3 protein-coding genes are annotated in these 6,000 nt (G+C 25.4%); 2 read left to right on the plus strand and 1 reads right to left on the minus strand.

Translation table 4 applies throughout. The annotated features are described in order from the left end of the window. Positions 1-1,625: 1,625 nt before the first annotated feature. Positions 1,626-1,763 carry a hypothetical protein gene (locus MAGTDC_RS01850; RefSeq protein WP_278046922.1) on the minus strand — a complete coding sequence of 46 codons (138 nt, stop codon included), beginning with the start codon at positions 1,761-1,763 and terminating at the stop codon, positions 1,626-1,628. A gap of 1,479 nt (positions 1,764-3,242) precedes the next feature. On the opposite strand from MAGTDC_RS01850, the gene MAGTDC_RS01855 reads away from it, so the two are divergent. Beyond that, complete coding sequence (locus MAGTDC_RS01855) at positions 3,243-3,860, plus strand: hypothetical protein (RefSeq protein WP_192573072.1); 618 nt, start codon at positions 3,243-3,245, stop codon at positions 3,858-3,860. Between the two features lie 1,465 nt (positions 3,861-5,325). After that, entirely contained in the window at positions 5,326-5,907 is a 582-nt protein-coding gene (locus tag MAGTDC_RS01860; RefSeq protein WP_146656821.1) for a hypothetical protein, read from the plus strand. Positions 5,908-6,000: the final 93 nt, after the last annotated feature.

Raw genomic sequence — 6,000 nt, forward strand, 5'->3', positions numbered from 1 at the left:
CCTTTAATTAAATCATAAATCCCTATGGCCATAGCAGTGTTTTATATTAAGTCCAAACCAGTTTATATCAAACATTACCAAACAGATATGACTATACACATATATATTAACTACTAAACATCATGATAGACCAATACATTTTGATTTCGAATTAAGATCTCAATCCAATTAAAACATTTCCGACCTATGTCCTGTTATCCTGTATCCAATCTACACAATTTCATGCCATAACAACATAATAACTCCAAATCTGTTCTTTTATTTGTTTAAAAAACAACAAAGTAATGTCAACGGTTTTTTTATCTTCTTACCACCTCTCCAACATCTCAATCGATCCATCTCCCTTCAATAATAACACTAACTACACCAACATCTGGTTGTTGTTAATTTCTCACAATAAATTCACCGCTTCCCATAACGTTGTTCACTTCAAAATAAGTTCTAACTCTTAAACTTATCTTACATTATTATAATTACATATTAAATACATCATCACAGCATCATGATATCTATCCTTTGATAACTTTATAGTAAATTCAACTACGTTTAACTGCCAACTAAGATCTGATAACTACCACCAATCCTACTACTAACTTCAAACATTAATCCCACTCTATCAACCAATCTATTTATTTAATCTCAAACAAAAACAACAACTTATTAAACAACCAATTATATATTTAATTATATCCTCTATCCATTGATAGATTTTATACCAACCTCCTTATTTCTACTCTCATTTACAAATATATTCTATATCTTTAACAAAAACCAACCAGATACCACCTCGTTTATCCTCTATTTTGTTTTCTTCAAACCTATATAAGATCCTAAATAAACAAATTATAACCTAATTATCCGACACACATCAAACAGTTCCTTTCTCTTTATCACCATCCATTACTCATTGATATAACAAACACCTACCGCCCCTACATCAACACATCAACCAAACCTATAACAGTGTTGGTATAAATAAAATTATTTAATAAAAACATCAAAAAACCAAACAACCAACCAAGACATCTTGTTGTTATTTTATAAAATGTTTAACCATGTATGATATCGATTATTCCTAATAATATTTTGTTATAATTTTCAGATATCTTATTGATCGACAATTATAAAATTATTTTAACCCAAAAACAACCAAATCATATGACGATTACCGCATTTACTACCAACATGAACACAACGATCCGTACCACGAAGCCATCTCCCATTAACAGATCTCCATTTTATATCAACATGATAAACATGATAACTAACTACATGAAATATCGATATCCCAACACCAATGTCAATAATACAAACACCGAACTGTATTTCAAAAACCAACAACAACACAATCCCTATACAAAAATTGATAACTTACAATGAAATTATGACAACGGCATTGACATATGTTAACATCCCGTCTATCTGTTTCAAATTTATTTAAATTTTAATTCAGTTATCCTACATTATAACAATAATTTTATCCATTTCCTAACATCAATAGCTTAAAATCAAACAACCATAAGTTCTAAGTTTTTCCTAAAACATACACTTGGTTATCAGATTTACACAAAACAAGTAAGATTTTATTATTATCCAATCAAAATACCAACACCCAGTCGTTAACTCTAATTGAAACAATTAAACCTTATTATGTTAATTACAAATAATCTCAAACCAGCAATAACATCATCAACATCCAAACAGATCAACATCCCAGTTACCTTTAAGGTACTACCTCCTGTTCTAAGTCACTCTCATCCCAAAAAACAGTTGAGATGTATAACTATTGGTTCAATTCTTTCCAATTTTATAAACTATTACTGCCATAACAACGACCAAACATCCCAGTTATCCTTCCAATAAGTTCATAATATTCATCATTAACTTACTACCCAATGTAACTAATTTTATTATCAACACAATAACCTACCATATCGAAACATTTACTATCAAATATCTCCTATTTATTCCATCAAAATATTCAATTCTTGTCAACTACCCACCGAAACAACAACGTTGCATAAAGAATCCCATATTTGACTTACTAATAAGTACATACTTCAATAATTATATTCTATATCTTTATAAAATACCAAATTAAAATTTATTATAATTTAACCAAATTCTTCACATCTATACGTTGTCTGTTTAGTACAACAAAATTTATAAAATATAAAACAAAAACTTTAAATTAATAAATCATCAGTTAACATAAGACCCAATCCTGTCATTCGTACCTTTTATTGAGATTTGTTCATCTATCAGACAATTATTTACATTAATCCATCAATTATTATTATTCCAATCAAACTAATCCCATTTCAAACATTTTAACAATTAAGCGTATTAAACCCATATCAATTAAACATTAATCTTCCGTTTGTTTTAATAAAATTATAATATTATCATAAGCTACAACATCTAAACCCAATAAATACTTAAAACATACAACAAAATTTTATACCTTAATTAAGAATAATAACTCCAAAAATTCTAAGATTATTAATAATAACCCGCATATTACATACATGTTGTATGAGTTTAAACTTTAAAATCTTTAGAACATATAATATAAACCTCAGTCAACCATGTATCCATTATAGTAAAAACTAAAACATATGGATTCATTATATTATTGGACTAACCTATTTAGAATAACATTAACCTGCACTATTAACATCAGCTTCTATCAAGTGTACGTGTTAAATCTTTGTTTTCCTAACATTAATTACAATTTTAATACTCATATCAAATGGTAATAGATAAATAATTACAAAATCCACAATAACATTAAAGATTATTACAATGTAATTAGGATGTTAGTTTTAATATGAATATCATCTGTACAATTAATGTAATTGATAGAACCATATTTAAACGAAAATGTCTCATTTAGTTGATATATATTATTAACACAACAAAAAAAGACCAAACGAAACTGAGCATCAGAATCATCAATGATCACGTATTTAATATGTCTTTAATGGTTAATCTTTACTACTAGTTAATGAATTTATATCAATATCAACTTGAAATCTTATTATTTCTGATAAAATTCTATTTTCCACTACAACAACCACTTATTCATATCCAAATATTACCCAATTAACCAACACCTATCCGAATATAATTAAATAATAACAGATATTTTAAATTTTATCTCAACATAATCTATATAAATTAATACTTTTTATATATATTTAAATCTAATCTAAATTCTAACTATTCATGATATTAACAAAATGAAAACAAGGATAAACTTAGATTATAACTCTACAAGAAAAACTAATTTAGATCAACATAAAATCCAGAGGTTGATGTATACAAAATTAATTTGAGGATGTTATAATACTTATGGCATAAAAATCTCAAAGCTAATACTTAATTTACAACCGTTATTTCCAGTGAACAACCAAGAACTGAGTTTAGAGTTTATTAATATAAGGGAACACGATTCTATCAAGCCTCCAGATGGTTTTGAGAATTCAGATAGATTTGATATTGATCTAAACCTTGTGTGTTATTCTGAGAATGAGTGATTTATTCAACTTCATCAACGTGTTGAAATTCAAACCGCATTGATTGATTTACCGAGACTTTTAAAAGATGATACGGTTGTTATAGAAGGTATTAAAAAAGTATTAGTATCCCAATTAACAACACCACCAGGATTAAACATTGAAGTTTCCGAAGATCAAACCAACATGGAATTGTTGTTTTCTCGAATGTTAAATATAAAATTAAACAATTCAGATATTATAATTTCAAACAATAGATGTTCAGCTGATTTATTAAACACACTTTTGTCGTTAAAAACAAAATGACATCATATATTAAATGGATTAGTAAAAACAACATAAGAATATACTGTAGAGAATATCTGTGTTGTTAATTTAATTACTATATTATATCCAACAACGATGTACAACCGAAAAGCTTTTAATTATAAATTTATTACGGTCTAATGAGTTAATACTAGTGGAAGACATGTCCTGGATAACTAAAACTTAGATATGGTTCGGAGATAGAAAACTAAGAATATAAGAACTAAGCAGAATCGGCAACAATAATAAATATAGGTACTTTATAAGTATCTAGTTGTTAATAACAATTGGTTGAAGGGATTTTGTAATGGTTTTTGTGTCTAAGAATTATTCTTAATATCCTAAACATGAAATTATTAAATAAATCACATTCTTAATAAAGATGTATTAAGTATCAACGGATTGAAGTATGTATAAAATGGAGAATAATATGTTACATAATATACCTGCAAATTAGACTTATGTTATGTTCATGTTTTCGTATGTAAATAAAAATATTATATCAAAGATTTGAACGTTGTACATCAGGAAATTATCTTTATTTAGTCATAAGATGTCAACCAAATAAGTAGATAATCTAACTTATTACTTAACACTTATAGCTTAAAAACTAGTTAACAAAACAAACGAAGTAACAATTGATATAACCACAAAATAAACGTAAGTTTTAAGTTTAAATAAATATAGTTAAAGAACAGATATAGTGATTCTAAGAAACAATGGAATGGATGTTGTTCGAATCATTCAAATGGTAGAACATAGAAAGAGAAAAATATCCACTACAAATGGTCCTTGTTTGTTATATTTTGTTGGTAATATTAATACCAGAACGGATTACAATACTTTTGTTGTGTTAAAATTAAGATTATATATAAATAATTTTAAACCAAGATATCACAAAGAATAAGTGATAATTTTAGTGACTACTATATTCCTATAAATGGTTATTTTTTTGTTATGAGATAGAACCCATTAAAATAATAAACACAGTAATAATTTAGGAATAACACGTATTTGATTGAATCAGGTTGAACCAATAATTACCATGTTTACAAGTAATATAAAAATTAATATAATTCAATCTTAAATATAATTAATTACAACAATATTAACAATATACCTTAATTGTTCGTTGAAATTAGTATAAATCACTTCCTAATTTTATATTTGTATATTTAAATTATTATAACAACATTGTTAACAACAACATTAACATTGAATCGTATTTTTTTTTAAAATATATAGACTTTCATTGAATATAATTAATATTAGAATTAACTATGATTAATTTGTTATTATATATTTAAATACTATTACAAAAAAATCATGTAAATAAAAACCTTAATACAAATGATATTATTTATTCAATATTAAAATATATACATATATAATTTTTATCTATTTGTTTTAAAAGATTTTAACTTACTCATTTTTTGATTAGCTTTTAACATGTCATAACTATTATGTAAAACTATTTATATATATATATTAAATTCATTATATGCTCATTTTATGTGCCTTAAGATCATCCGAAGGAAAAACACAATTCACTTATGGCTTAGCAATTAATATTTCTTTAATAAAACTACAAATAGAAATTTGTAAGATTGGTCCTGATTTTATTGATATTATCAATATTAACCAAACTGGAAACGATACATTCATTAATATACCTATACGTGTAGATTATAAAACAATAACGTGATTATTATGAATAGGAAAAATTGGATTAATAGAGGATAATATGGGAATACTGGATAATATTATCCAAACTTCTGCTATTAATACATGTACGGTGTTAGCTGATAACAAAAATAAATTTACATTAATCTTAAATTGTGCAACCGGACAACAAACTAATATTTGTACTATATATATTCTGTGACCTTTGATATCATGATTAATTTTAAACAATATTGCTTCATATAAGCATGAAGATTTATTAGTAAATGAATTTAAATCATCAAAAACACCACCTATATGTGGTATAATGTATAGAAAAACAGCGATCGTTATGAAACAACGACATTTGGGTTTGATTCAGTTTGCTGAAATCAATTTAAATGAAAAAAAAACATGTTAACCTTTTAACTAAATGGATGTTTATTCAATGTAATATAAAATGAATATTAATAGCTTAGTTAATAATTTTTATTTTAAAAAAAACATTTGATCC

It is taken from the genome of Candidatus Hodgkinia cicadicola, assembly GCF_002774925.1.